This window comes from Halobacillus rhizosphaerae, from assembly GCF_046719735.1.
Classification (GTDB): Bacteria; Bacillota; Bacilli; order Bacillales; family Halobacillaceae; genus Halobacillus_B; species Halobacillus_B rhizosphaerae.
Map to the genome: position 1 here is coordinate 735171 of NZ_JAUTWQ010000001.1, position 25024 is coordinate 760194.

Below are 25024 nucleotides of genomic sequence, written 5' to 3' on the forward strand. Positions count from 1 at the left end.
TCATATAGAAATGGTTGAAACTTTAGTTCCATCTTTATCGTATGATAGAAGGAACGGGAAGATTAAGTACTGATTTAAAGAGGTGAAATGTTTGAATACGTATAAAATTTTATTTATTCTTTTATGCCTCATGCATATAACTACACTTGTAAATGTCACAATATTTAATGGTAATTGGAATGGTTTTGTTCTATTCATTTCAAGTATACTTTTTGTAATTGGGGCTATTTACTTCGGCAGCGAGTATCGATCAAATAAAAGAGTAAAGTGAATTTAGATTTCAAGAGTATTTATTCACATCAAGTTGTCTGAGCGAATACATGGATAACCATACATAATAAACAATAAACTCTGTTTGAGTCATTTTTAAATTGGCTGCCCTCTGATACTTATACTTGGACATGCTGTTTTCTAAACAGAGGAAATTTCTGAGATCAAAACCATTCTGGGTAGCAGTTGAAGAAAGAACAGAAAGGAATGACCTCATGCATATCTATTACAGTAATAGAGCTGTTTGGAACAAGAAAGCACGCGGGACAGCATTAAATACCTTTACGAGTGCCTGTGTACTCATGGTCACACTGTATTTAAATGGGGAAGTGAGGAAGGGGTTCGTCTATGTAACTGCCCTGTTAGTGTTAACTGGGCTCTTGCAAACCCTTCACTATCTAAAAATGCCCGAACGCGAATACATTAGGTTTGAAGAAATGGGGATTAATATCCGACGCGGAATAGGAGATCCTCGAATGGAACTAGCAGACGAGGACGTTAAATGGGTTCAGAAAACAGCAGACAATCTGATTATTCGGACTCACAAGGGTGACGAAGAAACGGTTTATTTAGAGAACGTGAAAGAAGAAGATAAGGAAACGATCCTAAAAGAGTTTCACAAACGCTATGGAAATCGCCTGCACAATTAAGAGGATTCTAATTAATGTTCAATATTTCATTGTTACGACGTTTCTAAGATTCAAGACAAAGGAAAGCGTTATGGGCTAGGAAGAACGAAGTAGAAAGATCTCCAAAAAAAATATAAAGAACTCACTGTGATGAAGTTAGTTCAGGTTGAATAATGATCGAAGTCAGTAGGAGGTGCACAGTTAGGAGGTGCTCAACGTTGAATCACTTATATGTTCATGCTGTGTTTTGGCTCTTACTATTGTTGTACATAGTTGCCGAGTATGGGTTTTCCATTCGAGCAAGAATTCTTCGTCGAGGAAAAGCAAAACAGAAGAAACTCGATCGCGGCTCGTTTTTTTTGGTTATGTTAGGAATGAATTTCTTTGTTTTTCTGTCGTTTGTCTTTGGATTCAGGAAACTTGGAGAATTATCATTTTATATGAGTTATGTTGGTGATGTTCTCATTATCATTGGAACGGTGATCCGCTTTTCTGCGATTATTCAACTTGGTCGATTTTTCTCCGTAACGGTGGGAGTCGTTGCCGATCAAAAACTAATACAGACAGGACTGTATAAAAAGATTCGAAACCCTTCTTATACAGGCGTTTGGTTAGTTGCAAATGGAATTGCATTGGCGTTAAGAACGTGGTGGGGTGCGCTCTTAACAGCAATAGGTGTGTTATTCATATTTGCTTACAGAATTCATGTAGAAGAGACAGCCATGATTCAGCAATTTGGTGATAAGTATGTAAGTTATATGAGAAGAACAAAAAAGATGTTTCCATGGATCTGGTGAAGAAATGTTTTTAAGCTAGACCTGCTAATGGTAGCTGAGGTATTGATAAGAGAACAAATTGCAGTTATTTAAACATAAATTTAAATTTCAGGAGATTTGTACGTTTAAATAAGTGAACTTACAATCTATTCGTTACTAATTAATGTTTATTTTAATCAAAAACACTTACATAAATGACAGCCCACACGTTGGCCAAATTATAATTCAGACTAAACTCTTTGCTATTTAAGAGTTTATTGTTATATTTCACGATTGCTTCAGAAGCAGTATTAATGAACCTGACGTTTTCTCGTCTTTTATATAGGCAGCTTGGATCAAAAGAAAACCTGTTTTAGAATTAGATTGACTGTATTATTGTAAATATCTCGAAACTGAGTCTTGCACAAACGGGCAGGATTGTGGAAGACTCAGTTTCGAGATATTCATTGAAATAAGGGGTGCGTACGTATGATTTTATAATTTTTGTTTCACTAAATATTAATAAAAAGGTATAATCATCGTCTTTTTATACTTATCCAATCTTGCGAACGATTTATAATCGAGGTAAATACTGTTAAGTAGCTTAAAATCGTTATTCATAATGTGGGCTTCTTTTTAAGCTTTCACAATCTATGGTAAGCTAAAAAATGGAAATGTAAGAAAAGGGAGGATTTCATGCAGTTTATTGTTGATCATGAGTTGTTTAATAAAATGATTGCTGAGGCAGCTTCTGTAGTTTCCTCAAAATCAGCAATTCCAATTTTAAATGGTATAAAGTTAATAGCTGAAGAAAACCGTTTGATTATTGTTGGAAGTAACTCTGAAGTAGTTTTAGTAAAGGAAATTCCACTTCTAGTAAATGGAAGAAAGGTTTTAGATGTTAAAGAGATTGGCGAAACAGTGTTATCTGCTAAGTACTTAAGTCCGTTACTTAGAAAGTTATCAACAGATATAGCAGTCGATGTGAAAGACGGTATAGCTCATATCCGTTCGGGAGAAATCAGAACAAGACTTAGTAGTATGGACAGTAGTGAATATCCTAGCTTACCTCAAATTAGTGAAAATGAAGGGGTATCAATTGGTAGTGAAGTCTTTAACCAAGTAGTAGGTCAAACAGTGTTTGCTGCTTCAAGTAATGAATCTAGACCTTTGCTTACTGGGGTGAATTTTTCATTTTCAAGAGGCAAATTAACAGCAGTAGCTACGAATTCACATAGACTCACTTTAAAAAAAGCAGAAATCAAGTCAATTGATAACGGGGAGTGTACAGTACCCGCAACTTCTCTAATAACATTTTCAAAACTAATAAGAAAGACTTCCTCAGAAGTCAAATTATACATGAACGAGAATTTCATAATCTTTTCCAGTGAAAATACCACATTATATTCAAGACTAATAGAAGGTCAGTATCCGGATGTAAAACGTCTAATACCTAATGATTCAAAACTCACTATTGAACTAAACACTAAGCGTCTATACGAAGCCGTGGATAGAGCTTGCCTATTTGCGAGTGATTGGAGACATAACAACATACGGTTAAGTCTAAATGATAGCGGGAATCTCAGCATTTCATCCCGCGCAGGCGAAGTGGGGGATATCAGTGAAACCCAAGAGATTATAAATTTTTCAGGAGAAGCTGAATTAGATTTGAGTTTAGACGGTAGCTTTTTAAAAGATGCTTTATCTGTCATTGATAATAGGGAAATACTTATTAGTTTTGGGGGCACCATGAGACCTATCATAATTACACCTAAGAGTGATTCCTCTTATCTCCAACTTATATCTCCAGTCAGGTCCTATTAACCCCTTTAACAATAGCGGGATCTATTTTGAAAACTGGTGGAACACGATAAAGACTATATAATTGTTGAATTATCTCGAAATCGAGTCTTACATAAACTGGGGCTATAGTTTAATAAGACCAGATAAAATAATAGCCGAACATCGATCCGTTAAAGATTGAAAGTGCGGCTTATTTATTAGCAAATACATTACTAAACATATTGCAATTATCATATGCAATTTCTTACGTGAATTAATATTTTGTGACAGGTTTTTTTAAAGTTATTAATGTGATGTTGAAACTGTTTCGATAAATTAAGTAGGAAGATATGAAGTATTTATGCTTAACAGGGCTATTATAAAAAGAAAATTAGAACGGATATCAAAAAAATGATGGATGAATCAACAAAAACTAAAATTGATCTACAAAAACACAAATTCATCTACAAAATGAAAATTTCTATCAATAGTTCAGGTCAGAATTCTCAACTTGTATGTCATCTGCTCCGTTAAAAATGGTAAAAGAATTGAGCGCGTTACGGAATGATTGACGTAACTCTGACGTTTGCTTAACCTCTGGCTCAAGCTGGAGCAAACGTACAATCATCACTTTATTTTTTCGGTCAATTTGTGGGTCGATACGACCAATCAGTCTATCTCCATATAAAATCGGCATCGCATATGGTCCGTATTTTCTTTTCACACGAGGAGTGTAGATTTCCCACTTATAATCGAAGTCGAACAGGTCTTTGATCCGCTCACGACTCCAAAGTAAATTATCGAGCGGTGGTAGAAAAGTGATCGTACTCTCAAGTGAACGGGGTTCCTGTTTGGTAATCTCAACGAATGTTTCGAGTTCCTCCAAGTCCTCTGCCATTAAATAATATTGTCGTTTTACACCTTCGACTTCGAGTGGAATGACCGTTTTATCCTGGACTCTACGCTCAATTTCTGCACGCCGTTCAGCCGCGGTCATTTTTTGCCAACCAAATCGAGCATCTCTTGGATCAAATACCCGGTAAGCGCGAATGTATTTTTCTATCAGCAGATCTTTTGCAGTAGGTCCATCCATGTCTTTTGTATGTTTCAACAATTTCCGGGTGACCGTACGCTCTGTAAGGTCAAAATAGCGTTCAGTCCTGTCCCGCTGGACGACCCGGATAATGCCAGCATCCAACAACAGGTTCAATGCATGGGAAGTTTCTTTTGTTTTCGGGGCATTGTTATCCCAATAGCCGTTAACGCGGTTGTCTGATTTGAAAGCACGAGAAGGAAGAGGGCCCTCTGCCCTTAATTGCTCTAACACAGTATTTACAACGATTTCTAAGCTCTCTAACGAATCAGCAACATTTTCCTGGATCCGTTTCCGTGTCGGTTCGAACAGAGGAAAGTCTTCCATCGGGATGACACAGGCTGCATTCGCAAAATATTCAAAGACCTTGCCGTCAGATAAAAGATCGTCCAAATACTTAGGATCATAACCAGGCATTCTTGCCGCTAATACCAAGTGCTGGTTCCGTTCAACGACTGATACTGGATCAAGTTGAACACATTCCAGTTTTTTAATCATATTTAAAGTCTTTTCAAGAGAGGTCGATTCCAATGATCGATCTGGTTTAAATAGAGACTGTTTGTGTAAAAGAAATCGGCGTAAAGTAATTTTATCTACAGAAAAACTCGTTTTCATCTATATGCCCACCCTTATCTACTTTTAAGTAAAATAGTAAAGCTAAACAGCTTGGAAGTAAATGTTTAATAAGATTTACTTTACCGAGGTACTGGGTTTTCCAGGAGAATAGAATGGATTTATAAGTGAGAATACAGATACATAAACGGGGGGCTTTAGTTTAATATAATTGTACCAATCTAGAGTTAGTGAGTAGATTTATGTTAATGATCCGAGGTGGTTAAATGATCCTATATGGTGCTACATAGTAAAATTTAAATATCTACTACAAAAGAAATTACTTACAGTAAGGAGATTTATATGTTTGTTGGTCGCGTTCTATTTATTTTAGGTATGTTTTTTGTCATTTTTAGTATAGCTCTACTAGTAATAATACCTTTTTCCAATGGTGGGATGGGTTTTGCTACTCCTTTGTTTGCCTTACTAAATGGTTTTATTGCAATGGGAGTAGGAGATTTAGTAATAGCTGTAAACCATAGAAGGACTATAGATACTACAGAATAAGATTTAGGTAGTGGGTAAATTTGGCGATTTTACTTATGGGTGTTTTAATTGCTTTTATTCTTGATATCAATTTCTCAACAATAAGGGGGCTCATCTAAAAGTCTGGATGTTCTAATTCTTGACTAATCAAACCTTTATTATTAAAGCTGTTTTTCGATTTACCAAGTTAAAGTAGTCTCTTAAATCCTCAAGGAAGACTCACACTCAATAAACGGGGCATCGCCTTTAGGGAAGGGGAAGTATATGAGTAGAATAAGTAACATTGTGTTTAACATTGGATTAATTATTGCGGCTCTGATTCTTTTAATTATAAATTGGTTTGGATATGGAGATTTCGACCTATATTCGTTAGGATTTATACTCTTAATAGTTGGTGGAATTGTGAGCTTAGTAAAAGAAAAATTTAAGACAATAGAAAATGAATATCAAGATGAAGGTAATTAATCGGCAGAATCTAAGCTAATAGGTCAAGAGAATGTTCATCTGCTTGGAGGGGGAAATTTTATCTTGAAATCGATTCTTCAAGAATTGGGGCGACTGGTTAATAGGAATAATCGTCTTTTTCCTAACAAGCAGAATTGTTGATACTTTCTCATCCGTAGAATGGATACAATTTGAAGTGGAAATTTGAAATGGAGGTATGAAGGTGAAAGTTGAAGTTCTTATATTTGTAATAAGTATACTGTTAATGCCCTATTTCTTGTTCGAACTTTTTAGTGACATAAGCAATCAAGCAGGAATTATACCACTAATCTCCCCAATTTTTATGTTGCTATTGTTAATTTTCTCCGCAAGCTTTATTGTCAATCATTGGAAAGATAAAAGGGGACTGCAAAGTAATACTAAAAGAAAATAAACGTTTTTAAGCTATTGGGTAAGTTGTTTGTAAGTATGCTTCAATTATCTCGAATTCAAGTCTTACGGAAAACGAGGGCGATAGATTTAATGTAGTTGTCCTTCAATTTTAATGATTTGATATAGATTAGGTATGAAAATCACCTACATGGATCGGGGTAGTAATTGTACGAAGACTTAAAAATTAGAGAGGGATGGGTTAAAACAGAATTACTAGTTTTCAAGGTTTATGAAAAATTGATACCGGCGGAGTTGTGACAGTAAACTTGTTAAGCTTTACGGAGTGAAAGGGGTGAAGCAATTTAAAAGCCCAGACTTCTATAGAAATTTAGACAGTTTAATTCAAGAGAGACATCATAAGAATTTCAAGTATAAATGTCTAGGGCTATGCAATTTGCATTCGAGATGTTAACTTCGCCTTTAATTATAGAGGAAATGTCGTAAACAGATTTCGTAAGTTTTGAAAAGTGAAAAGGTGAAAGGAAATTACTTATTCAACTTACCATTATCCTTAATGATATTTGGCTTAAAATTAATGATAGGGTGATTCTATGAAAAGAACATTTATTATTTTATGTTTAGTTTTTCTCTTGGGCTGTATGGATTCTGGAAAAGAACTTAAATCTAATAATCAAGCACAGCAAACGTTTGAATACAAAGGACAAACTTACGAAATTCATACATATTTCGAGGAATTCTTGACTTATGAGGAAAAAGCGAAGGCAAATCCTGAGGAATCAGAGCAGCTCTATCAGAAATACGTCATTGATCCACTTCAGGCAGCTGCGTTGGAAAAGGATGATAATCAGGATTTATTGAATGAAAATTGGGGGTTTATCCCTCCTGATGATCCAGACCGACTAAAAGAGGATGTTCAAAAACTTATCAATCGTAGAGAGGATATTCTTAAATGGACCAAGGAAAGCCTAAAAATGTCTGTAGACGCCCTGCCATCTGTAGGTAAAGAAGTCTACATCCTACCAGTTGACATGGCTGCCAAAGGGGCATCTTCTAGGTATGCACCAGTAGGTGGTACGTCTGGTTTTTCCTTAACAAAGGATACGATGGTTGTTCGAGTCACACCTTCCTTTGAAAAAATGTCACTCAAGAACCTTGTTGCACATGAATATCATCACCTGGTTTACAATGAAAAGAATCCACCGAGTTTTTCTGATCCATTGTTTCCTTATGTCCTTGCTGAGGGAAAAGCAGAACAGTTCGCTGAAACAGTTTTTCCGGAATACACCTGTTATATTTCCCGTCCATTTTCATCAAAAGAGAAAGAAAAAGAGGTTTGGGATTATCTTAAGAAAAACAGCTACGAGACTGGTCAAAAATTCAAAGATATACTGACATACGATGGATCTAGTGAGGGTTTTCCTAGTTCGTCAGGATATCGCATTTCAAAACAAATTATGAAAAGTTTTTTGAATAATAATCCAGATACCACCATAAAAGAATGGACCTTTATGCCTGCTAGTATGATTCTTGAGAGAAGCGAGTACAAAGAAAAATTTGAACAGTTGATCAACTAAATTGTCCAACAAGAAGAAGGAAAGTTTTTCTTCTTCTTTTTAACTTATGGTTTTTGAGAAGGTATGAGCTTTAAATATTGATGACGTTATGTGACTATGAATAAAAGCAGTATAGCTTGAAATCAAGTCTTCAAGAAAAGGGAGTTTTAGTTTAATAAATTCTCCACGCCAGCGGGAGTCATTTTCTATGGACGATACCACATCTACCCCTGAACAAAAAAAACTGACCGCCTAGGTTAAGAGACGGTCGGTTTTGGGGATTCTTATGCTTGATTATTCTTTTTTGACAATCGTTTTCCAATGGTTACAGCAAGCCCGGCGAGGATAAGCAGTAATCCATTTCCCACGATGACATAACCTACTAATACTCCATACATCACTCCCCAACCGCCACTCGACCCTGCCAGGAGGGCCCCAATTAAAATGCCAACGATGACACCAATAAGGACCAGCCAAAGTCCGGAACCCCATAAAGGTAAACGGCCAATTCTATACCACTTAATGGCGTACCAGTTTGCTAAGATTAATAAGCAAAAGATAATGATGCTAATCGCCCCATCCAGATCCTGCATGTAATCCCTCCTGAAAATAAAGGCATAGGTTTAATATATTGCAGATTGGAATATTTTACAAATTTATGTTGTCTCCGTTTAATAAAAAAATTTTCTAATGAAGTTGATTGTCGATATTTGTTTTTAAACAACTTACTTTGAAATCGAGACTTATAGTATTGGACAGGTTTATGGAAGACTCAGTTACAGGATAATAATGGTTTTATATATGTTATGTTTTCGGTGTGTTTAGAAAGGAAGATGGAAAGCATTTAGGTATGGTTGATTTCTCGACACTAGCGAGAGGCGGCTTCCAATGGGGGAGGTTAGGATATACAATTCATAATCAATATTGGAGAAAGGGTTATGGTAAAGAAGCTGTAAGGGAAGCAATTAATATTGCTTTTAACCATATGGATTTCCACCGAATTGAAGCCCATATAAATACAGATAATGCTCCTTCGATTCATTTAGCAGAAAATGTCGGTATGGAATATGAATGTACTAGAAAAGGTTTTATATTTGAATTTGGAGAGTGGACCGATAACCTCATTTACACCATAAATTCAATACAATAGAGAATACTATACAAATGACATTGAAAGGGGAAAACATGATGTCGGAAAATGATACACCTCATTCAATTGATGCGTATATTGTACAATTTCCTCAAAAGGTGCAAGAAATACTGGAAAAAATAAGTTATAAAATGCCAACTCTTGCTTTAAAAGGAAATTTAGTGCATTTTGCTGCTTACAAGAACCATATAGGATTCTATCCAACTCCTGACGGTATTAATGCGTTTAAAGAGAAATTGCAGCAATATAAAACTTCAAAAGGTGCCGTACAATTTCCTATTGATAGACCCATTCCTTATGAACTAATTGGTCAAATAGTAAAATATAGAGTAGTTGAAAATCAGCGTAAAGCTGAAGTAAAACTAAAAAAGAAGAGCTGACGATCGTGAGATATAGTCTGGAAAAGGAATTCTTCAGAATCCAGGTATCTCGAATTCAAATCATAAAGTAAATTTATGTGGGTAATTGTTCTAAAAGTAATAATTATTTACAGCTTGTAAAATAGGAAGGAATGGTGTATTTCAATAGACTAACAGGGTTAATCCATAGGAGCTTAATTTTGAATAATTGTTAGTTTATGAATTAACAATTAATCCTTTTTCTTATTTTTGGTATAGACGTGCCTATAAGCCGAGATTGCCGCCAAAATAGATATAAAAATTTTTAACCCCAAACTAAGTTCTATACCCTCCGAAGAATCAAGAATCCAAGTGAAAGCAAATCCAAAGATTAACGTAAGTATCGCTATGAATAATGGATTTTTATTGAAATTTTCCATATAAATTCCTCCTATTGGATCTTTTTCCCTATCTGTAGGTGTATAAATCCTACTGATGTTAAGTGCCCATCAGCCCTTTTGTTGAAAAAACTAAGTGACCATTTGATAATTAATTTAAAGTCGTTATCTTTAAACTGGAGCATTTATTCCATAAGTAGAAAAGCCGTTTCATAAAGCGATGGCGCAGAAGAATTTATGAAGGACGTTGCTGCGTTTTTATTGAAGTTAGAGAGTTGGTAAGATAAATAAGTAAAGTGCAGGAGAATTGTTATGAAGCTGAAATTGATTGCTTTTTCTATTATTGCTATATTAATTCTTTCTCTTGGGTTTAGAGTTGTTCCTATTCTCGTGAAGGGAGGGGGGAATCTACATCAAGAACTTCATTGGATGGTATATGGATATGATCGTGTTTGGTATCACAATCGAGCATATTCGGGGCCCAGCAAAGAGATGACCCTTGAACAGGTTAAAAACGTTTTTGAACAAGAACAAATTATGCCTACTGGCGAAAAGGTAATCGGTTTGAATGTTTACGATACTCCAAGTTCTATCAAAGCTCAAAAACAAGAAAAAACAGCTACCGTTTTAATTCTAAAGAAACACAACGGGAGTTTTATTGAGTATTCATTAATTGGTGGTCCATAAAAAATACGAGGTAGTTACCTTGTTGAACTAAAGGGAGAGTAAGTGTAAGGTGAACAACATCAAGATATATTAAAATCAAGTCTTACACGAGCTTGAGGCGATTGCATAAAAGCACTCGTTCTTATTGCATAAGAATAGGAGCTATCATGATGGGATTTTTAAAACTGAGATAGAGCATTTAATTTTGGAATGACTAAATTTAGAGGTATGTCTTAAAGCCTTAAATAGGGGGGGATTATGTGGAGATTTTCGGAATTATGGGACTTATTTTTGGAATGGCGGGATTCACTTTCGGTATCATTGCTTTTACGACAGTATTGAATAGTAGTAATAATGTAAAAGAACTTGAAAAGAGAATTAATGATTTAGAGAAAAAATCTTGAACAATGACTCAAGATAACAGAGCGTTAATTAAAGATATGCTTCAACACAACATCTCGAATTTCCTTTACAGCCATAATCACACTATTAGGAGTAGCTGCTTCTTTATTGCCCGGATTAAAAGAAATCCTGATTAAAAACTTCGTTTGACTGTATTATTGTAAATTTCTCGAAACTGTGTCTTCCGCAAACGGGAAGGATCGTGTAAGACTCAGTTTCGAGATAATTTTAATTTTAGTGAGGAAAAGCTAATTTTTAAGTTTTTCTTTATAGCGTTTGATTTTATAATCGGTGAGAGCGAGTGCTTCATCGATTTGCTTTCTCTGTTCCAACAGGTTTTCGCGCTGACTGGAAATAATTCTAAGACGTTCTGTAAGGGAAACCTTAGAGTCGTTGCTTTGAAAAGCGAAAATTTTTGTTAAATCCTCGATACTCATATTTGTTGCCCTGAAGCATTTAATCATCTCAAGTGTGTACATGTCATCGTCGGAAAAGAGTCGGTAGCCATTTTGGTTACGTTGTAAGTTCGGTAACAGTCCAACTCGGTCATAATAGCGGATCGTATCTGTCGGGATCCTCAATTCCTCTGCTGCCTGCTTGATGGTTTTTGCCATTCATATGTCCTCCAATTTCAAAGTTCTTGGTTGTATGGTGAAGATTATACCAGAATCAGCCTGTTATTTGCTTTGGAGTGCACTTATAGGTTTAAAGTAGAAAGTGAAGATAACAAACCTTAAAGAAAAGGGGAATGGAAATGGAACCAATTAAGAAGCAAAATCCGATTCATTCGGGCTACGGAGCTGAGACTAGAGCGAAGGAAGTCGTCGCTGACGAGGATTTAAGAGGAAAGGTTGCGATCGTCACAGGTGGTTATTCAGGAATCGGGCTCGAAACGACGAAAGTGCTCGCTCAAGCTGGCGCTGTAGTCGTTGTCCCTGTGAGAAATAGGGAGAAAGGGGAGCGTGCTTTAGCCGGCATTCCGAATGTGGAGATTGATACAATGGATTTAATGGATCCTAAGTCGATTGACACTTTTGCCCATCGCTTTGTTGAAACCAACCGCCCACTTCATATCCTGATCAACAGTGCAGGAGTGATGGCTCCGCCGCTCAGGAGGGATGAACGCGGCTATGAATCTCAATTTTCCACCAACCATCTCGGCCACTTTCAGCTGACAGCACGGCTTTGGCCATCACTGAAAAAAGCCGGTGGAGCAAGAGTGGTTGCCGTTTCCTCCAGAGGTCACCGGCTTGGCGGAATAAACTTTGACGATCCGAATTATCAATCGACTGCGTATGATAAATGGAAAGCTTATGCGCAGTCGAAGACGGCCAATGTATTATTCGCGCTTAAACTGGATGAATTAGGAAAAGACAAAGGCATCAGGGCATTTTCTGTGCACCCAGGGCTAATCCCAACAACAGACCTTGGGAGAGATTTAACAGAGAAGGAAATGGGACCAAAGCCCGTGCAAAACGGTGAAAAGAAAGACATATTCAGCAAAATCAAAGCTTCTTTTAAATCCATCGAGCAAGGAGCTGCGACCAGTGTGTGGTGTGCAGTGAGTTCGCAGTTGAAAGAACACGGCGGAGTGTATTGTGAAGATGTCGATATAGCTGAAGCAGTCCCAGAGGATAGCGGAAAAGAAAACGGTGTCCGTCCGTGGGCGATAGATCTAGAAAGCGCAGAGAATTTATGGACACTCAGCGAAAAGATGACAGGCGTTTTATTCCCTGAGTAACCGTTCGTTTAACAGCTCTCCATAAAGGAGTTGCTCAATTCAATAAGTGCGATAAGGTTATCTATGCAAGAGCAGGTAAAGAATATACCTTTTATATTAGGTATATTCTTTAATCTTTCTCTAATAGGCAGATTTGAAAGTTGGAAGTGCGGATTTGTTTCAACGTACAAGATAGTAGGTGAGACTTTCCATAAAAAAATAAAAAATAATCTAGTTTACATAATATATATTATAGGAAGTAAAAGAAATAACACAAATTCTGTCTCATATCAAAAGTATACTTAAGATAATGAGACAGAACAAAATTATTTTACATAACTGGCTCTCGGTCTGAATATAACATTGTGATTCGATTGTTCAATCATATGCGCAGTCCAGCCAGCTATTCGGCTTGAGCAAAAAATCGGTGTAAATAATTCGGCAGGAATTTGAATGGATTTCATTATGGCCGCAGCGTAAAATTCTACGTTTGCGAATAATTTTCGGCCAGGTTTAAGTTCATTCAGCCAGTAAACGGTTTCTTGTTCCACATTCATCATTTGGTTTACCCAGTCCGGTTTTGAATTCATTTCATTTAATTTTACTTTTAACGCTTCTGCTCTCGGATCTTTTCCTTTATACACCCGATGTCCGAATCCCATGGCCTTCTCATTCCTGCTGATTTTTCTTTTTATAATATTCTCCACGCGATCATGACTTACTTCTTCTACATAGCTTAGCACACCAGACGGTGCACCTCCGTGCAGAGGTCCTTTTAATGCACCAATCGCTGCCGTTATAGCTGAGAATAGATCACTTTGTGTAGATGTTACTACTCTGCCGGCAAATGTAGATGCATTTAACCCGTGTTCTGCAGTTAATATCATATAAGCTTCAAGTGCAGCTGCTTCCTGCTGCGATTTCTTTTCTCCAAACAGCATATAAAGAAAGTTTTCTACGTGATCAAGCTTTCCGTCTGGTTCTACAGGCTCTAATCCATTTCTCCTGCGGTAACTGTAAGCTATGATTGCAGGAAGTTTAGCAATAAGATGAAAAGCATCCTCCTTAGAAATTGGCCATAAATCCTCCGAGTTATCCATGAAGGAAATGATTGATCGGATAACAGCTATGTGGGATTGTTTCTCACTTAAATGGTCAATCCATTCCATTTCTTCCCTCGTTAAAGCTCTTCCCTCCTTCATTTTCCTTCTTACCCACTCGAATTGTTCTTCGTTAGGAAAGGATCCTTCTAATAATAGAAAGACCACTTCCTCAAATGAACCCTTCTGAATAACATCCCCAATGGGAATGCCTCGGTAATGCAGCTCTCCCTTCTCTCCGTCAATTTCACTTATACTTGTTTCCAAAGCTGTAATTCCTTTTAATCCTAGTGCAAACATAAGATCCCCTCCCTATTTCCTTATGATCTATTGTAAGTTCAATCAACAATAATTAAAATTAAGTAATAGTTATCTTTTTAATAAGTAATAGTTATGGGAGGTTTTCTATTGGAGATTAAATGGCTGAAAACATTTACACTGGCTTCTGATTTGTTAAATTACCGAAAAACAGCTGAACAACTATACATTACCCAGCCAGCTGTCAGTCAGCACATCAGACAGTTGGAAGAAGAATTAAATGAAAAATTGTTCATTAAAAAAGGCCGTGGCCTATTATTGACGGAATTCGGCAGACAGTTCCGAATGGAAGCTGCTGAGATGATCAATCACTATGAGTCCATGCTTCATAGGGTGAAAAGCTTCCAACAAGGCTATCGCAAAACTCTAAGAATCGGAATGACTCCCCTTCTCATTGACAGTGTCTTCCCAAGTATTATTAGGAGGTTCACGGAATATCACCCTGCTTTAGAATTGGCCATCACCGTTGCAGAGTCAGAAGAATTTCAATCCTTAGTAGAACGAGATGTGCTTGACTTAGCCTTCTCTTGTTTACCATCAAGGAATTCAATTCTCTATTGTGAAGAGTTATTCTCTGATTCAGTTTCCCTCGTAACCGCACACGATGGATTGGAATTAGAATCAGCCCCTGCTTTAGACTGGGAGGAACTTTTAAATCAGTCAATAATTTTCACGGACCATCACCCTGGATACTGGGACACGCTAAAAAGAAACATTCAGGTAAGAACAACTACCCATCGTTTCTTAAAAATCACGCAATCTCATGCTGCTAAGCGATTTATTCTAGAAGGCATGGGAGTCTCCTTCTTCCCTGCTTTTGCGGTAAGACGAGAGCTTTTAGAAGGACGAATGATTACCGTTGATACACCTTCTCTCTCACTTCCCATTTGTACGATTTATACCGTATATAAATACGGTCATTCGTTTGAAACAGAGCTCTTAAATTTTACTAGGCAATTTTTCATGGGTTAGGGATTGTTTTTTTGTTTTAAAGTTCGGAGTTGCTACTAAGTATAAAGAGGAACTATTAAGGTTGAATTTGAAGTGTATGGTTTGTGGTTAAGTCGGAGTTGCTACTAAGTTCGAACAATAATAGTATTGAGTGGCTTTGTGATTACAAAAAAAACGGTCACAGAAAATGTTACTCTGTGACCTTTACCTTAGATTTCTTTGAAGGTTCTTCAGATTGGTTCGTTTGATAAACTTCAATGGTTTCGTAATAATAATCAAGAATTTGCTTGGACGGTTTTTGCCAGCTATGTCTTTCTGCTTCCTTCCGTGCATTTTTACAAAGGCTGTCATAGAGACGTTCATCTCCCAGCCGGCTGATGGCATCAATCATGCTTTGGGTGTTTTCATTTTCAAATAGCAACCCATTCTTACCATCCTCCACTTGTTCCATAGTCGGACCGCTTTTGGCAGCGATCACAGGAAGGCCGGAAGCCATAGACTCTAAGATAACTAAGCCAAGCGTCTCTGTAACAGATGGAAAGATGAGAGCATCGGAAGAAGAAAAAGCTTGAGCTAATTCCTCTCCTTCCAAGAGCCCCATGAAAACAGTTTTTGTGTCGGCGAAGGTGTGTTCCAAAGACTCTTTCTCTGGTCCATCTCCTACAATAGCCAATGATATATCATCTCTTTGTTCGAGAAGAGGTTTGATTTTGTGGATTTCTTTTTCAGGAGCAAGTCTTCCGACAAATACAAGGAGTTTGTTATCTGGTTCATTCCTGGATAACCGATTTCTCATCTCTTCATTTGTGTGTCTGGGATGATAATGATCGACGGCAACACCACGGTCCCATACATGAACATTATGAAAATTCTTATCAACGAGCTCACCCTGAATGGCTTTAGATGTGCACAAATTGACATCGGCATAATTGTGCAATTTACGGAAATACCACCATACTGCTGGTTTTAAAGGATAAAGCTTGTAGTAATCCATGTACTTAGGGATATGGGTGTGATAGGAAGCGATTAACGGATAGCCTAACTTGCTTGCATAATAGACTCCAGAAACACCAACAATAGCAGGGTTTACTACATGAACGACATCGGGATCATGTTTTAAAAGCAGATCTTTTACCTTTCTCTGCGGTAACGAAAACTCCTTATACCGATAAAAAGGCAGCGTAGTTGCTTTTACCCCTTCAACAATCGCCCCTTCATATTCTTTTACACCAAGATCAGGAGCAATTACAACAACCTCGTGGTTCTGCTTGCGCAAGTATTTAATTGCTTCCTTCAGCCTGGTAACTACACCGTCTATGGATGGTAAGAATGTTTCAGTAATGATGGCGATTTTCAAGGTAGATAACTCCTTACTTCCAAGTTATAGATGGTAGTACGTTTTCCTCGATAATGCGATCTTTATACTCCACAACGGTACGTAAAATATCACGAATGACGTCATCCGTTAATAAATGAGGTTCTAAACCTAAGTCGCGCAGCTTCGTATTCACAGCATTGTAATAGTGGTCTTCATTTTCTATTCGAGGATTTTCAATTTTCTTTACTTCCGCTGTTAATCCTTCTTCTTTTGCAACTTGCTGAACTCTTTCTGCTAATTCCTGTACAGAGAACCATTCAGTAAATTGGTTAAAGACTCTGAATTCCCCTTTATCAGCAGGGTTTTCAGCAGCAATCTCTACACAGCGTACGGTATCTTCAATATTTAGAAATGCCCGTGTCTGGCCGCCTGTTCCGTAAACCGTAATATCATGGCCAATCGCTGCCTGATTAATAAAACGGTTCAAAGCTGTACCATATACCCCGTCATAGTCGACACGATTCATAAGTGCCGGGTCTAGATTCGTTTCTTCTGTATGGAGACCGTACACAATCCCCTGGTTCAAATCTGTCGCGCGAATGCCCCAGATTTTGCAGGCAAACATAATATTATGGCTGTCATGTACTTTAGATAAGTGATAAAAAGAACCGGGCTGCTTAGGATAGGGCAGCAAGTCTTTGCGACCTTTATGTTCTATTTCAATATACCCTTCTTCTATATCAATATTCGGAGTTCCATATTCACCCATTGTCCCTAATTTAATTAAGTGACATTCTGGTGCGAATTCTTTAATAGCGTACAATACGTTCAAGTTTCCAATGACATTATTCGATTGAGTATAAACGGCGTGTTCACGATCAATCATTGAATATGGAGCCGAACGCTGTTCAGCAAAATGAACAAAGGCTTCTGGTTCTGTCTGACGAAATACCTCACTCAGAAAATCATAGTGATTTAAATCGCCGATAAATGTCCGGATTTCTCTGCCTGTAAGCTCTTTCCATTTGGCCACCCGTTGTTCTAGTGTTTCTATAGGAGTCACAGAGTTAGATTTAAGTTCATCATCAATCTTCCTGCGTGCCAAATTGTCTACAATCGTTACTTCATGTCCTTGCTTGGAAAGGTATAATGCAGTTGGCCAACCACAAAAACCATCTCCTCCAGCTACTACTATTCTCATAATAAACCTCCTAGTGACCTATCTGCTAATTCGTATTCCCATTATAGAATAACATTAATTTATTTAGCATGGTAAACAAAAACCCCTAAATTATGAACTGGAAAACTTCTACAATGGTATTGCCGGACTTCCGTTTAAGACTTTACCATTAAATAATCCCGGAAACAATATATCCTATGTTAAAGATAAACTTTATCAGAAACCGGAAGATTAATTTCTTGTAAATATTTCAACAGATTTCAAGGAAATAATTCCTACTCTTCCCTTAGTTTCCTTCCTTTATACTTACACTCCGTTTCCGCCCAATTTTTCAGACAAAGTAGACTCCTTAACGTGAATGAATCATTATTCATTAATGCACTCATTTCAGTTATAATAGAAATAGAACCAGTTTAATAATTTGTTTTAAGGAGGAAGAACAATGAGTACATATACTACAGCCTGGGCCCCTACCGACGAACAAAAACAAAAAACGAGACTTTATCAATGGATGAAAAAACATGGCATGGAAGATTATGATCAATTCTATCAAAAGTCTATACAAGATATTGATTGGTTTTGGGACGAAGCCGTTAAAGAACTAGGAATTGAATGGCAAACCCCCTATGTTGAAACCCTCGATTTATCTAATGGAATTCAGTACCCTAAATGGTTTTTAGGCGGAGAAATGAATGTCGTTCATAATGCTCTCGATAAATGGGCAGATGACCCAGTTAAGAAAGATGCAGCAGCTCTCTTTTGGGAAGGTGATAACGGCGATAAGATTTCCTTTTCTTTTCATGAACTGCAAGAGAAGGTGAATTCTATTGCTAACGGCCTCAGCAAGCTGGGGGTAACCAAAGGAGACGTTGTGACTCTTTATTTGCCGATGCTGCCTGAAACATTAATGGCCATGTTAGCTATATCTAAAATAGGAGCGATTTTTTCCCCGGCTTTTTCCGGCTACAAAGCGGACGCGGTCGCTACAAGAATGAATGCTGCCAGTGCAAAAGTCTTAATAACGGCGGATGGTTTCTTTCGAAGAGGAAAATTGGTCAATATGAAAGAAGAAGCAGATAAAGCAGCTGCACAGTCGCCTTCTCTGGAGCATGTAGTCGTCGTAAACCGCATTTGGGAAGATACTCCGTTAACCAGTGACCTGGATGTTTCCTGGGCCGAACTGCTGAAAAATGAAACCGTTTACAGCACGTGTACGACGAAAGCGGATGACCCCTTCATGCTGATCTATACTTCCGGGACCACCGGAAAGCCTAAAGGTGCGGTCCATTCTCATGCAGGATTTCCAATTAAAGCAGCCTTTGATGCCGGTATCTGTATGGATGTAACCAAAGAAGATACCTTATTCTGGTATACCGACATGGGCTGGATGATGGGACCGTTCCTCGTATATGGAGGATTATTAAATGGCGCATCCATCGTTATGTTTGAAGGAACGCCAGATTATCCCGAACCTGATCGTTTATGGGAGCTTGTCGAGCGCTACAAAGTATCTCATTTGGGTATTTCCCCAACCTTAGTCCGGTCGATGATGAAGCACGGAGAGAAATGGATCGAAAAGCATGACCTCTCATCACTCAAATTAATAGGTTCAACAGGTGAACCATGGAATCCAGAACCTTGGCGCTGGCTGTATACCCATGCAGGGAAAGCAAATGTACCGATCTTTAACTATTCTGGCGGCACGGAAATCTCCGGTGGCATTTTAGGAAATGTTCTCGTAAAGCCTATTCAGCCAGTAACCTTTAATGCAGCTCTTCCGGGTATGGATGTTGGAGTATATGACGAGCATGGTTCTACGCTAACGAATGAGGTTGGTGAACTGGTACTAAGAAAACCTTGGGTAGGAATGACTCACGGATTTTATAAAGAAAATGATCGCTATGAAAATACGTATTGGAACCGATTTAAAGACACTTGGGTCCACGGGGACTGGGTAATTGTCGATGATGAAGGCTATTACACAATTACCGGCCGCTCTGACGATGTGTTGAATGTCGCTGGAAAACGTTTGGGACCTGCTGAAGTAGAATCCGTCCTCGTCGAGCATAATGCTGTAGTGGAAGCAGGAGTTATTGGCATTCCTCACGATATTAAAGGAGAAGAAGCAGTGGGATTCGTGGTTTTAAATCCTTCTATTCAAGCCAGTGAAGAATTAATGAACGATCTTAAGTCCCATCTGAATAACAAACTGGGTAAAGCACTGGCTCCTAAGAAAGTCTTTGCGGTTCATGACCTTCCTAAAACTAGAAATGCAAAGGTGATGCGGAGGGCGATAAAGTCTGCTTATTTAAATAAACCTTCCGGTGACTTGAGCGCTTTGGAGAACCCTGGAGCAGTTAAAGAGATACAACAAATCGGCCAATCCGCTTCCACTGAATCATAATAAACGTTTTAAAAGCAAAGTAAGGCATGCAGAAAACCTCTTGGTATTCTGCATGCCTTTTATAATTGTGCCTACAAGTCTCATTTATAAATACGTGAGTGATCTTTACTCGCTAAATTCTGCCTTTATTACCTTTACCACTACAAAATTACTTAAAAAAACAGGCTGTCATATGTTTCGACAGCCTGATCACCAGCTGTAAGCTGACAGAACTTCATTATTATACAGGGTTGACTCCATGCTTTCTTTCAGTAAACTGGACATCTTTGCTTTCATAAGCTTCAAACCGTCGGGAGAGCTCATTACGCAGGCGGTCGGGCTGAACGATGTCATCAATAACCATCTCAGACGCGAGACGGTAAATATCAATATTCTCTTTGTACTCTTCATGTTTAGCTTTAATAAAATCGGCACGATCTTCTTCTGGAAGAGCAGCGATTTTATTGGCATAAACCGCGTTAACAGCCGCTTCAGGTCCCATCACTGCAATTTGTGCAGATGGAAGCGCTAAACAGGCATCAGGTTCAAACGCAGGACCCGCCATAGCGTAGAGACCCGCTCCATAAGCTTTTCGAACGATCACCGATATTTTAGGTACCGTAGCTTCACTCATAGCTGAAAGCATTTTAGCCCCGTGACGAATGATACCCGCTCGTTCTACTTTCGTTCCAATCATAAAACCGGGAATGTCTGCTAGGAATAACAACGGAATATTGAACGCATCGCAAAGCTGCATAAATTTAGCTGCTTTATCTGCAGAATCAGGAAATAGAACCCCGCCTTTTGCTCGCGGCTGGTTCGCAATGATTCCCACAGACCTTCCGTCCAATCTTGCTAAGCCGGTAATCAGTTCAGGCGCAAATTTCTTTTTAATTTCACAAAATGAGCCGCTGTCTATCAGTCTGTCTATCAATTGGTACATGTCAAAAGGGGCATTCTGATTTTCAGGAATAAGCTCTTCTATCGTTTTATCAAATTCACTAGGATCGATGGATTCCTGTCTTTTAGGCAAATGTTTAAAATTTTGGGGGAAATAGCTTAAATAGTTTCTCGCAAACGAAATGGCCTCTTTCTCATCTTTCGCCAATACGTCACCGCATCCTGAGACCGAACAGTGCATATTAGCACCGCCCATTTCTTCTAAGGATACCTTCTCACCGATAACTTTCTCTGCCATACGCGGCGAACCTAAGTACATGGAGGCATTTCCATCAACCATGACTACAATGTCACAAAATGCAGGTATGTAAGCACCACCCGCCGCTGACGGGCCAAATAATAGACAAATCTGCGGCACTCGTCCAGATAATTTAATTTGATTATGAAAAATCCGCCCTGCTCCACGGCGATTTGGAAACATTTCTACTTGATCCGTGATCCGTGCACCCGCTGAGTCTACTAAATAAAGCATGGGTAATTGAAGCTTCATAGCCGTTTCCTGAATGCGGATAATTTTTTCTACCGTCCGCGCACCCCAGGAACCAGCCTTAACAGTGGAATCATTCGCCATTACACAAACTTGTTCTCCGTTAATTTTCCCAATACCGGTTACGACACCATCCGCAGGAAGACTATCATCCTGGCAATTCGCAAAGAAAGCATCCTCGATTTGAATATCTTCATCAAATAATAATTCTAAGCGTTCTCTTACAAACATCTTACCCTTTTCGGCATTTTTCCCATGATACTTTTCTGCTCCGCCGGAGGCGATCTTTTGGCTTTTTTCTTCTAATGTTTCATTTATTCCCATGGTTTCCCCTCCTCTATTTTCCTTTATATACAGGCTTCCGCTTCTCTTTAAACGCTTCTAGTCCTTCCATCCGATCTTCGGTGGGAATGGTTTGCTGATAGCACAATCTTTCAATCTCAAGGCCGGAAGAAAGGGAAGTATTGAATCCTTCCTGAATGGCTTTTTTAGCTTGTCTCAATGCAATCGGCGCGTTTTGGGCAATGAGTTTGCAAAGTTCTTCAGCGGATGCCATCAAATCGGTTAATGGAGCGATTTCTTCTACAAGTCCGATCTCCCGGGCTTTTTCCGCTGTAATTGGTTTTGCCGTAAAGATCATTTTCTTCGCTTGTCCCAATCCTACCAGTCTCGTCAGCCGTTGAGTGCCGCCGGCTCCAGGGATGATCGCTAATGAAGTTTCAGTCAGGCCGACTTTTGTATTACTGTTCATCACACGAAGATCACAAGCAAGCGCCAGCTCCAGTCCTCCTCCAAAAGCTACACCGTTAATGACAGCAATCGTAGGGACTGGAAGTTCTTCCACTAAACGGATCGTATCACCAATTTTCTCAACGGTTTCCACAACTTGCTCATTGGTCATTCCTTTTCTTTCTTTTAAATCGGCCCCTGCACAAAAAGCTTTTTCTCCGCTCCCTGTAATCATTACGGCTCTTAATTGAGTTTGTTTCTTTAATTGCTGTAAAGACTCGGTTAAGGCATCGAGCAAAGCAGAAGAAAGTGCGTTCGCGGCTTCTTTACGATTCAGTGTCAGCAATACAACGTGTTCCTCTATTACCTCCACTGTAACAAGATCATTCACTATTACCCCTCCTCCTGCTGCTTATTCCAGATTTGCATTTGATGGCTCGGCAGTGCACTGTTCAATTTGGATTGAATGAATCGTGCCGCTTTTTGAAGTTTCGTTTCGTCTATCCCTGTACGAATGTCCATCTGATGAAGCATATGGACAAGATCATCGGTCGCCACATTCCCAGACGCCCCTTTAGCATAAGGGCAGCCTCCAAGTCCACCCAGTGCACCGTCAAAAGTAATGATTCCGTGTTCGAGCGAAACCAGCGTATTTGCAAGCGCCATTCCCCGTGTATTATGGAAATGCATCGCAAGCTGTCCAAAAGTAAAATGCTTCTCAAGCTCTGTAAGCACGCGATCCACCTGTAATGGATTTGCTGCTCCAATGGTATCGCCAAGCGACAGCTCCTCAATGCCTAGATCAAATAAACGTTTGCTCACTTCAATCACTTGATCTGTTGGGATATCTCCTTCATAAGGACAGCCAAATACAGTCGATACATACCCCCGCACGGTCTTGCCAGCGAGCCTTGCTTCATCAATAACCTCTTTTAAAACGGGATAGGTTTCACTCAGGGACTTGTTAATGTTTTTCTTATTGTGAGTTTCACTCGCAGACATAAACACGGATATTTCATCCACGTCCGTTTCAAGCGCCCCCTCCAGTCCTTTCATATTCGGTACCAGAGCCGCATAGGTCACAGAAGGATCTCGTTTAATCCCTGCCGCTACTTGTCTTGCATCTTTAAGCTGGGGAATCCATTTCGGATGCACAAACGAACTGATCTCGATATAAGAATACCCAGCTTCAGTCAGCTGATTAATCCAATTAATTTTATCCTCGGCCGGTACCTCGGATGGCTGATTCTGCAATCCATCCCTAGGTCCGACTTCTTTAATGATGACTTCTTTCGGTACAGTCAGCATAACCTACGCTCCTCATTATTCGATAATGGCAATAACGTCTCCTTCATTCACAAAGTCTCCTTCGCTTACCTTGACTTCCTTGACCGTTCCAGCCGCTTCTGAAGGAATAGGAATCTCCATTTTCATCGATTCAAGAATGGCGATATCCTGTCCTTCTGTGACATCTTCCCCTTCTTTTGCTACCAATTTCCATACACTTCCTGCCATAGACGCTTTTACTTCACTCATTATTCTTCCTCCTTATTGGTTCGTTAATGTTGGTAAATAGTAATCTTCAATAAAAGTCGTTTTTGTGTCACCTTCGTGGTACTTTTCATGGGTAATGATCCGCTTCAGCATCGTCAAGTTGCACTTAATTCCTTCAATTTCATATTGATGAAGAGCTTTTGTCAGCTTGTCGATTGCTTCGGACCTTGAATCTCCTTTAACAATTAACTTAGCAATCATTGGATCATAGTACGGAGTCACCTGGGAATCGCTTTCCACCGCTAACTCGTGTCGGACTCCATCTCCTTCAGGTAAAATCAACTTGGTCAACTTTCCTGGGGATGGGAGGAACGTGTTGGAATCCTCAGCGTACACTCTTACTTCAATGGCATGACCATGGATCGATAAGTCCTCTTGGTTCATCGTGAGTTTGTCCCCATAGGAAACTTTCAGCTGCTGTTCCACAAGGTCAACACCAGTGATTTCTTCAGTAACCGGATGTTCTACTTGTAATCTAGTATTCATTTCCAGGAAGAAGTAGTTTTGCTCCTCATCGACAAGGAACTCTATCGTCCCTGCATTTGTATACCCCAGTTCTTTCACGGCTTTCAAAGCACTTTCTCCCATATTAGCGCGCGTTTCCTCTGATATGAATGGTGAAGGTGCTTCTTCAACGACCTTTTGGTGCCTGCGCTGAATTGAGCATTCACGCTCAAATAAGTAAACAGCATTTCCGTAATGATCGGCAAGCACTTGAATCTCTATATGACGAGGCTGAACGATCTGTTTTTCAATAAACATCTTGCCGTCCCCGAAAAACGTTTCAGCACGCTTAGAGTTTCCTTCAAACGCCTTCTCAAGCTCTGCTTCCTCTTGCACCGCCTGCATGCCGATGCCTCCTCCGCCAGCGGCAGCCTTCAGCATTACGGGGTAGCCGAATTCACGGGCGATTTCCTTTGCTTCTTCAGCACTTGCGACAGCTTTGTCCGTCCCAGGTACAATCGGAACCCCAGCTGCTTTCATCGTATTTCTTGCTTCAATTTTGTCTCCCATTTTCGCTATGACTTCTGCCGATGGACCAATGAATACGATTCCTGCTTCTTTCACTCTACGGGCAAAGTCTGCATTTTCGCTTAGCAGCCCGTACCCGGGATGGATGGCTTCTGCGCCGGAGTCTTTCGCTGCTTTTAAAATTTTATCAATATTTAAATAGGATTCATTCACTCGTGGTTTGCCAATTAAGTAACTTTCATCCGCTTCCTTTACATATGGAGCATATTGATCGGCTTCCGAATAAACGGCGACGGTTTCAATATTCATTCGTTTGCACGTCCGGATCACGCGAGAGGCAATCTCCCCCCGGTTTGCAATGAGCACTTTTTTAAACATGCG

The 25024-nt window shown here is 39.2% G+C and carries 24 protein-coding genes and 1 pseudogene; 13 read left to right on the plus strand and 12 right to left on the minus strand.

Annotated features, from left to right (window positions below):
* Positions 1-485 precede the first annotated feature (485 nt).
* From Q7A53_RS03810 to dnaN, 3 genes are all read left to right on the plus strand, one after another.
* Positions 486-920, plus strand: coding sequence for a hypothetical protein (locus Q7A53_RS03810; RefSeq protein WP_411787772.1), 435 nt, complete (start codon positions 486-488; stop codon positions 918-920).
* 197 nt (positions 921-1117) lie between these two features.
* Positions 1118-1696, plus strand: a complete 579-nt coding sequence (locus Q7A53_RS03815) for a methyltransferase family protein (protein ID WP_411787773.1) — start codon at positions 1118-1120, stop codon at positions 1694-1696.
* 654 nt (positions 1697-2350) lie between these two features.
* Positions 2351-3478, plus strand: a complete 1128-nt coding sequence (gene dnaN / locus Q7A53_RS03820) for a DNA polymerase III subunit beta (RefSeq protein ID WP_411787774.1) — start codon at positions 2351-2353, stop codon at positions 3476-3478.
* 442 nt (positions 3479-3920) lie between these two features.
* Here the strand turns inward: dnaN and Q7A53_RS03825 are convergent, their stop codons facing one another.
* The gene (locus Q7A53_RS03825; protein WP_411787775.1) at positions 3921-5144 is read right to left on the minus strand and encodes a winged helix-turn-helix domain-containing protein; all 1224 of its coding nucleotides are present in this window, start codon (positions 5142-5144) and stop codon (positions 3921-3923) included.
* 300 nt (positions 5145-5444) lie between these two features.
* Between Q7A53_RS03825 and Q7A53_RS03830 the strand changes: the two genes are divergently transcribed.
* The 3 genes from Q7A53_RS03830 to Q7A53_RS03840 all read left to right on the plus strand — a co-directional run bounded on the left by Q7A53_RS03830 (position 5445) and on the right by Q7A53_RS03840 (position 8038).
* Positions 5445-5648, plus strand: a complete 204-nt coding sequence (locus Q7A53_RS03830; RefSeq protein WP_411787776.1) for a hypothetical protein — start codon at positions 5445-5447, stop codon at positions 5646-5648.
* 243 nt (positions 5649-5891) lie between these two features.
* Entirely contained in the window at positions 5892-6092 is a 201-nt protein-coding gene (locus Q7A53_RS03835; RefSeq protein WP_411787777.1) for a hypothetical protein, read from the plus strand.
* 962 nt (positions 6093-7054) lie between these two features.
* Positions 7055-8038 carry a DUF2268 domain-containing putative Zn-dependent protease gene (locus Q7A53_RS03840; RefSeq protein WP_411787778.1) on the plus strand — a complete coding sequence of 328 codons (984 nt, stop codon included), beginning with the start codon at positions 7055-7057 and terminating at the stop codon, positions 8036-8038.
* A gap of 263 nt (positions 8039-8301) precedes the next feature.
* Here Q7A53_RS03840 and Q7A53_RS03845 read toward each other — a convergent pair whose 3' ends face one another.
* Positions 8302-8610 (minus strand): inner-membrane translocator, encoded by a 309-nt coding sequence (locus Q7A53_RS03845; RefSeq protein WP_411787779.1) that lies wholly within the window; start codon positions 8608-8610, stop codon positions 8302-8304.
* A gap of 212 nt (positions 8611-8822) precedes the next feature.
* On the opposite strand from Q7A53_RS03845, the pseudogene Q7A53_RS03850 reads away from it, so the two are divergent.
* Together Q7A53_RS03850 and Q7A53_RS03855 are read left to right on the plus strand one after the other, a co-directional pair.
* Positions 8823-9167, plus strand: a pseudogene (locus Q7A53_RS03850) (GNAT family N-acetyltransferase); the annotation flags it as partial.
* Positions 9168-9202: 35 nt separating this feature from the next.
* Entirely contained in the window at positions 9203-9547 is a 345-nt protein-coding gene (locus Q7A53_RS03855; RefSeq protein ID WP_411787780.1) for an iron chaperone, read from the plus strand.
* 209 nt (positions 9548-9756) lie between these two features.
* Here the strand turns inward: Q7A53_RS03855 and Q7A53_RS03860 are convergent, their stop codons facing one another.
* Positions 9757-9945, minus strand: coding sequence for a hypothetical protein (locus Q7A53_RS03860; RefSeq protein ID WP_411787781.1), 189 nt, complete (start codon positions 9943-9945; stop codon positions 9757-9759).
* Positions 9946-10215: 270 nt separating this feature from the next.
* Between Q7A53_RS03860 and Q7A53_RS03865 the strand changes: the two genes are divergently transcribed.
* Together Q7A53_RS03865 and Q7A53_RS03870 are read left to right on the plus strand one after the other, a co-directional pair.
* Complete coding sequence (locus tag Q7A53_RS03865) at positions 10216-10590, plus strand: hypothetical protein (RefSeq protein WP_411787782.1); 375 nt, start codon at positions 10216-10218, stop codon at positions 10588-10590.
* 239 nt (positions 10591-10829) lie between these two features.
* Positions 10830-10973, plus strand: a complete 144-nt coding sequence (locus Q7A53_RS03870) for a hypothetical protein (RefSeq protein ID WP_411787783.1) — start codon at positions 10830-10832, stop codon at positions 10971-10973.
* Between the two features lie 246 nt (positions 10974-11219).
* Here Q7A53_RS03870 and Q7A53_RS03875 read toward each other — a convergent pair whose 3' ends face one another.
* Positions 11220-11585, minus strand: a complete 366-nt coding sequence (locus Q7A53_RS03875) for a MerR family transcriptional regulator (RefSeq protein ID WP_411787784.1) — start codon at positions 11583-11585, stop codon at positions 11220-11222.
* Between the two features lie 140 nt (positions 11586-11725).
* On the opposite strand from Q7A53_RS03875, the gene Q7A53_RS03880 reads away from it, so the two are divergent.
* A complete protein-coding gene (locus Q7A53_RS03880) occupies positions 11726-12712 on the plus strand; it encodes an oxidoreductase (protein ID WP_411787785.1) in 987 nt (328 codons plus the stop codon).
* Between the two features lie 305 nt (positions 12713-13017).
* Here Q7A53_RS03880 and Q7A53_RS03885 read toward each other — a convergent pair whose 3' ends face one another.
* Positions 13018-14091 (minus strand): citrate/2-methylcitrate synthase, encoded by a 1074-nt coding sequence (locus Q7A53_RS03885; RefSeq protein WP_411787786.1) that lies wholly within the window; start codon positions 14089-14091, stop codon positions 13018-13020.
* 108 nt (positions 14092-14199) lie between these two features.
* Here Q7A53_RS03885 and Q7A53_RS03890 point away from each other — a divergent pair, with 108 nt between their 5' ends.
* Positions 14200-15081: a LysR family transcriptional regulator gene (locus Q7A53_RS03890; protein WP_411787787.1), complete on the plus strand. Its 882-nt coding sequence runs from the start codon at positions 14200-14202 to the stop codon at positions 15079-15081.
* 169 nt (positions 15082-15250) lie between these two features.
* On the opposite strand, the gene Q7A53_RS03895 is transcribed toward Q7A53_RS03890, so the two are convergent.
* Together Q7A53_RS03895 and Q7A53_RS03900 are read right to left on the minus strand one after the other, a co-directional pair.
* A complete protein-coding gene (locus tag Q7A53_RS03895; RefSeq protein ID WP_411787788.1) occupies positions 15251-16417 on the minus strand; it encodes a glycosyltransferase family 4 protein in 1167 nt (388 codons plus the stop codon).
* A gap of 13 nt (positions 16418-16430) precedes the next feature.
* Positions 16431-17579 carry an NAD-dependent epimerase/dehydratase family protein gene (locus Q7A53_RS03900; protein ID WP_411787789.1) on the minus strand — a complete coding sequence of 383 codons (1149 nt, stop codon included), beginning with the start codon at positions 17577-17579 and terminating at the stop codon, positions 16431-16433.
* Positions 17580-18000: 421 nt separating this feature from the next.
* On the opposite strand from Q7A53_RS03900, the gene Q7A53_RS03905 reads away from it, so the two are divergent.
* Positions 18001-19962 (plus strand): AMP-binding protein, encoded by a 1962-nt coding sequence (locus Q7A53_RS03905; protein WP_411787790.1) that lies wholly within the window; start codon positions 18001-18003, stop codon positions 19960-19962.
* A gap of 220 nt (positions 19963-20182) precedes the next feature.
* Here Q7A53_RS03905 and Q7A53_RS03910 read toward each other — a convergent pair whose 3' ends face one another.
* From Q7A53_RS03910 to Q7A53_RS03930, 5 genes are read right to left on the minus strand one after another with little or no spacing between them, the layout of a single operon-like run.
* A complete protein-coding gene (locus Q7A53_RS03910; protein WP_411787791.1) occupies positions 20183-21712 on the minus strand; it encodes an acyl-CoA carboxylase subunit beta in 1530 nt (509 codons plus the stop codon).
* 13 nt (positions 21713-21725) lie between these two features.
* On the minus strand, positions 21726-22508 hold the full coding sequence (locus tag Q7A53_RS03915; RefSeq protein ID WP_411787792.1) for an enoyl-CoA hydratase: 783 nt from the start codon (positions 22506-22508) through the stop codon (positions 21726-21728).
* 2 nt (positions 22509-22510) lie between these two features.
* Entirely contained in the window at positions 22511-23425 is a 915-nt protein-coding gene (locus Q7A53_RS03920) for a hydroxymethylglutaryl-CoA lyase (RefSeq protein WP_411787793.1), read from the minus strand.
* Positions 23426-23440: 15 nt separating this feature from the next.
* The gene (locus Q7A53_RS03925) at positions 23441-23653 is read right to left on the minus strand and encodes an acetyl-CoA carboxylase biotin carboxyl carrier protein subunit (protein WP_411787794.1); all 213 of its coding nucleotides are present in this window, start codon (positions 23651-23653) and stop codon (positions 23441-23443) included.
* 12 nt (positions 23654-23665) lie between these two features.
* On the minus strand, positions 23666-25021 hold the full coding sequence (locus Q7A53_RS03930) for an acetyl-CoA carboxylase biotin carboxylase subunit (RefSeq protein WP_411787795.1): 1356 nt from the start codon (positions 25019-25021) through the stop codon (positions 23666-23668).
* Positions 25022-25024 lie beyond the last annotated feature (3 nt).

Coding starts and splice junctions, on each gene's coding strand:
- Q7A53_RS03810 (WP_411787772.1), top strand. CDS start 486: ATGCATATCTATTACAGTAATAGAGCTGTTTGGAACAAGAAAGCACGC.
- dnaN (WP_411787774.1), top strand. CDS start 2,351: ATGCAGTTTATTGTTGATCATGAGTTGTTTAATAAAATGATTGCTGAG.
- Q7A53_RS03825 (WP_411787775.1), bottom strand. CDS start 5,144: ATGAAAACGAGTTTTTCTGTAGATAAAATTACTTTACGCCGATTTCTT.
- Q7A53_RS03830 (WP_411787776.1), top strand. CDS start 5,445: ATGTTTGTTGGTCGCGTTCTATTTATTTTAGGTATGTTTTTTGTCATT.
- Q7A53_RS03835 (WP_411787777.1), top strand. CDS start 5,892: ATGAGTAGAATAAGTAACATTGTGTTTAACATTGGATTAATTATTGCG.
- Q7A53_RS03840 (WP_411787778.1), top strand. CDS start 7,055: ATGAAAAGAACATTTATTATTTTATGTTTAGTTTTTCTCTTGGGCTGT.
- Q7A53_RS03845 (WP_411787779.1), bottom strand. CDS start 8,610: ATGCAGGATCTGGATGGGGCGATTAGCATCATTATCTTTTGCTTATTA.
- Q7A53_RS03855 (WP_411787780.1), top strand. CDS start 9,203: ATGATGTCGGAAAATGATACACCTCATTCAATTGATGCGTATATTGTA.
- Q7A53_RS03860 (WP_411787781.1), bottom strand. CDS start 9,945: ATGGAAAATTTCAATAAAAATCCATTATTCATAGCGATACTTACGTTA.
- Q7A53_RS03865 (WP_411787782.1), top strand. CDS start 10,216: ATGAAGCTGAAATTGATTGCTTTTTCTATTATTGCTATATTAATTCTT.
- Q7A53_RS03875 (WP_411787784.1), bottom strand. CDS start 11,585: ATGGCAAAAACCATCAAGCAGGCAGCAGAGGAATTGAGGATCCCGACA.
- Q7A53_RS03880 (WP_411787785.1), top strand. CDS start 11,726: ATGGAACCAATTAAGAAGCAAAATCCGATTCATTCGGGCTACGGAGCT.
- Q7A53_RS03885 (WP_411787786.1), bottom strand. CDS start 14,091: ATGTTTGCACTAGGATTAAAAGGAATTACAGCTTTGGAAACAAGTATA.
- Q7A53_RS03900 (WP_411787789.1), bottom strand. CDS start 17,579: ATGAGAATAGTAGTAGCTGGAGGAGATGGTTTTTGTGGTTGGCCAACT.
- Q7A53_RS03905 (WP_411787790.1), top strand. CDS start 18,001: ATGAGTACATATACTACAGCCTGGGCCCCTACCGACGAACAAAAACAA.
- Q7A53_RS03910 (WP_411787791.1), bottom strand. CDS start 21,712: ATGGGAATAAATGAAACATTAGAAGAAAAAAGCCAAAAGATCGCCTCC.
- Q7A53_RS03920 (WP_411787793.1), bottom strand. CDS start 23,425: ATGCTGACTGTACCGAAAGAAGTCATCATTAAAGAAGTCGGACCTAGG.
- Q7A53_RS03925 (WP_411787794.1), bottom strand. CDS start 23,653: ATGAGTGAAGTAAAAGCGTCTATGGCAGGAAGTGTATGGAAATTGGTA.
- Q7A53_RS03930 (WP_411787795.1), bottom strand. CDS start 25,021: ATGTTTAAAAAAGTGCTCATTGCAAACCGGGGGGAGATTGCCTCTCGC.